1 protein-coding gene is annotated in these 2,933 nt (G+C 69.6%); it reads left to right on the top strand.

The annotated features are described in order from the left end of the window. A partial coding sequence (locus ACFQ87_RS45410) for a type I polyketide synthase (RefSeq protein WP_380616911.1) occupies positions 1-2,933 on the top strand: 2,933 nt, incomplete at both ends.

Raw genomic sequence — 2,933 nt, 5'->3', positions numbered from 1 at the left:
GTGGCTGCGTGTGACGTGGCCGATCGTGAGGCGCTGGCGGGGGTGTTGGCCGCGATCCCGGCGGAGTACCCCCTCACCGCCGTCATCCACACCGCGGCGCAGCTCGATGACGCGCTGCTCGACGATCTGACGCTGGAGCAGGTCGACCGGGCGCTGCGGGTGAAGATGACCGCCGCACTGAACCTGCACGAGCTGACCCAGGACCTGGACCTGTCGGTGTTCGTGCTGTTCTCCTCCTTCGCGGGCACCTTCAGCGGCGCGGGGCAGGGCAACTACGCGCCCGGAAACGCCTTCCTGGACGCACTGGCCCACCACCGCCGGGCCGCGGGCCTGCCCGCCACCTCGGTGGCCTGGGGCCACTGGGCCGGCGGCGGCCTGGCCGAGGGAGAGATCGAACGACGCCTGCACCACCGCGGCGTGCCGGCGATGGACCCGAACCTCGCAGTCCTCGCGCTGCAGCAGGTGCTCGACGCCGACGAGACCTTCCTGGTGGTCGCCGACGTCGACTGGCGGCGCGCACTGAGCACCGGCGAGACGCCCACTGCACTGATCAGCGAGCTTCCCGAGGTCCGCGAGTGGTCCGCGACTGCGGCCGAGGACCCGGTCGCCGTGACCGGGACCCCATCGCTCGTGCAGCGGTTGGGGGCGCTGTCCGAGGCGGAGCGTCGCATCGTGCTGCTGGACGTGGTGCGGTCGGAGGTGGCTGCGGTGCTGGGCCACCGTTCGGGTGATGCGGTTGATGCCGTCCGGGCGTTCAAGGAGTTGGGTTTCGATTCTCTGACGGCTGTTGAGCTGCGGAATCGTCTGAACGCAGTGTCCGGTCTGCGGTTGCCCGCGACGCTGATCTTCGATTACGTTAGCCCGGCGATCTTGGCCGATCACCTGCTGACGGAGCTGCTCGGCCAGTCGCCGATTGCGGTTTCGACTGCTTCGGGGGAACGGGGTTTGACTGCTACGGGGGTGGCGGTCGGCGATGAGCCGATCGTTATTGTTGGCATGGGCTGTCGGTTCCCGGGGGGTGTGAGCTCCCCGGAGGATCTGTGGAAACTGCTGGCCGCGGGCCAGGATGCGGTCTCGGCGTGGCCGGCGGATCGCGGTTGGGACGTCGACGGGCTCTACGATCCGGATCCGGACCGAACGGGCAAGTCGTACGTGCGCGAGGGTGCGTTCCTTGCGGACGTGGCCGGGTTCGACGCGGGGTTCTTCGGTATTTCGCCGCGTGAGGCGCTGGCGATGGATCCGCAGCAGCGGTTGCTGCTGGAGACGTCGTGGGAGGCCTTCGAGGCGGCGGGGATCGACCCGGCCTCGCTGCGGGGCAGTCGGACCGGTGTCTTCGCCGGCACCAACGGCCAGGACTACGCGACGCTGCTGATGAGCGCACCCGACGGCGGAGAGAGCGTCGAGGGTTACCTCGGGACGGGGAACGCGGCAAGCGTCTTCTCCGGTCGGATCTCGTACTCGTTCGGTCTGGAGGGGCCGGCGGTGACGGTGGACACGGCGTGTTCGTCGTCGCTCGTGGCCTTGCACCTGGCTGCTCAGGCGCTGCGTCAGGGCGAGTGCGACCTGGCGCTGGCCGGTGGTGTCACGGTGATGTCGACGCCGATCGGGTTCGTGGAGTTCAGCCGTCAGCGCGGTCTGGCGGCGGACGGCCGGGTGAAGGCCTTCGCGGCGGGTGCGGACGGCACCGCGTGGGGTGAGGGTGTCGGCATGCTGCTGGTCGAGCGGCTGTCGGACGCGCGGCGCAACGGGCACCGGGTGCTCGCCGTGGTGCGCGGTAGCGCGGTGAACCAGGATGGTGCGTCGAACGGTCTGACGGCGCCGAACGGTCCGTCGCAGCAGCGGGTGATCCGGCAGGCTTTGGAGAGCGCTGGTCTGACGGCTGCCCAGGTGGATGTGGTGGAGGCGCACGGGACGGGCACGAAGCTGGGTGACCCGATTGAGGCGCAGGCGCTGCTGGCCACGTATGGGCAGGACCGTGACGCGGACCGGCCGTTGTGGCTGGGGTCGGTCAAGTCGAACATCGGTCACACGCAGGCTGCTGCGGGTGTCGCCGGTGTGATCAAAATGGTGATGGCGATGCGGCACGGTGTGCTGCCGCGGACGCTGCACGTGGATGAGCCGACGCCGCAGGTGGATTGGTCGGCGGGTGCGGTGGAGCTGCTGACGGAGTCGGTGGCGTGGCCGGAGACGGGTGAGCCGCGTCGTGCGGCGGTGTCGTCGTTCGGTATCAGCGGGACGAATGCGCACACGATCCTGGAGCAGGCTCCGGTGGAGGATTCGGCCGAGGAGCCGGCGGAGTCTTCGCTGCCGGTGGTGCCGTGGGTGCTGTCGGGGAAGACTGAGGGCGCGCTGCGGGAGCAGGCCGAGCGTCTGGTGGCGTTTGCCGGTGACCGTCCGGACCTGTCGTTGGTGTCTGTCGGGTTCTCGTTGGTGTCGTCGCGTGCGGTGTTGGAGCACCGTGGTGTGGTCGTGGCGCGTGACCGGGCGGAGGCTTTGGCCGGGCTGTCGGGGCTGGCGTCGGGTTCGGGCCTTGCGGGTGTTGCGGGTTCGCGGCGTCTGGCGGTGTTGTTCTCGGGTCAGGGCTCGCAGCGTGCGGGTATGGGCCGGGAACTCTACGACGTCTATCCGGTGTTCGCGGCGGCGTTGGATGAGGTGTGTGCTGGGCTGGATGCGCAGCTGGCGGATGATCTGGCGGCTGTGGGTGTCGCGGGTGTGCGTGAGGTGATGTTCGCTGCCGGTGACGGGTCTGGTCTGTTGGATCGGACGGTGTTCACGCAGGCGGGTCTGTTCGCGTTGGAGGTGGCGCTGTTCCGGCTTCTGGAGAGCTGGGGCGTGGCTCCGGCGTTCCTGGCCGGGCATTCGGTGGGTGAGGTCGCGGCCGCGCATGTGGCGGGGGTGTTCTCGCTGGGGGATGCGTGTGTGTTGGTGGCGGC

The sequence above is a fragment of the Kitasatospora sp. NPDC056531 genome (assembly GCF_042794375.1).
Classification (GTDB): Bacteria; Actinomycetota; Actinomycetes; order Streptomycetales; family Streptomycetaceae; genus Kitasatospora.
This window is presented reverse-complemented; position numbering and strand designations above follow the sequence as displayed.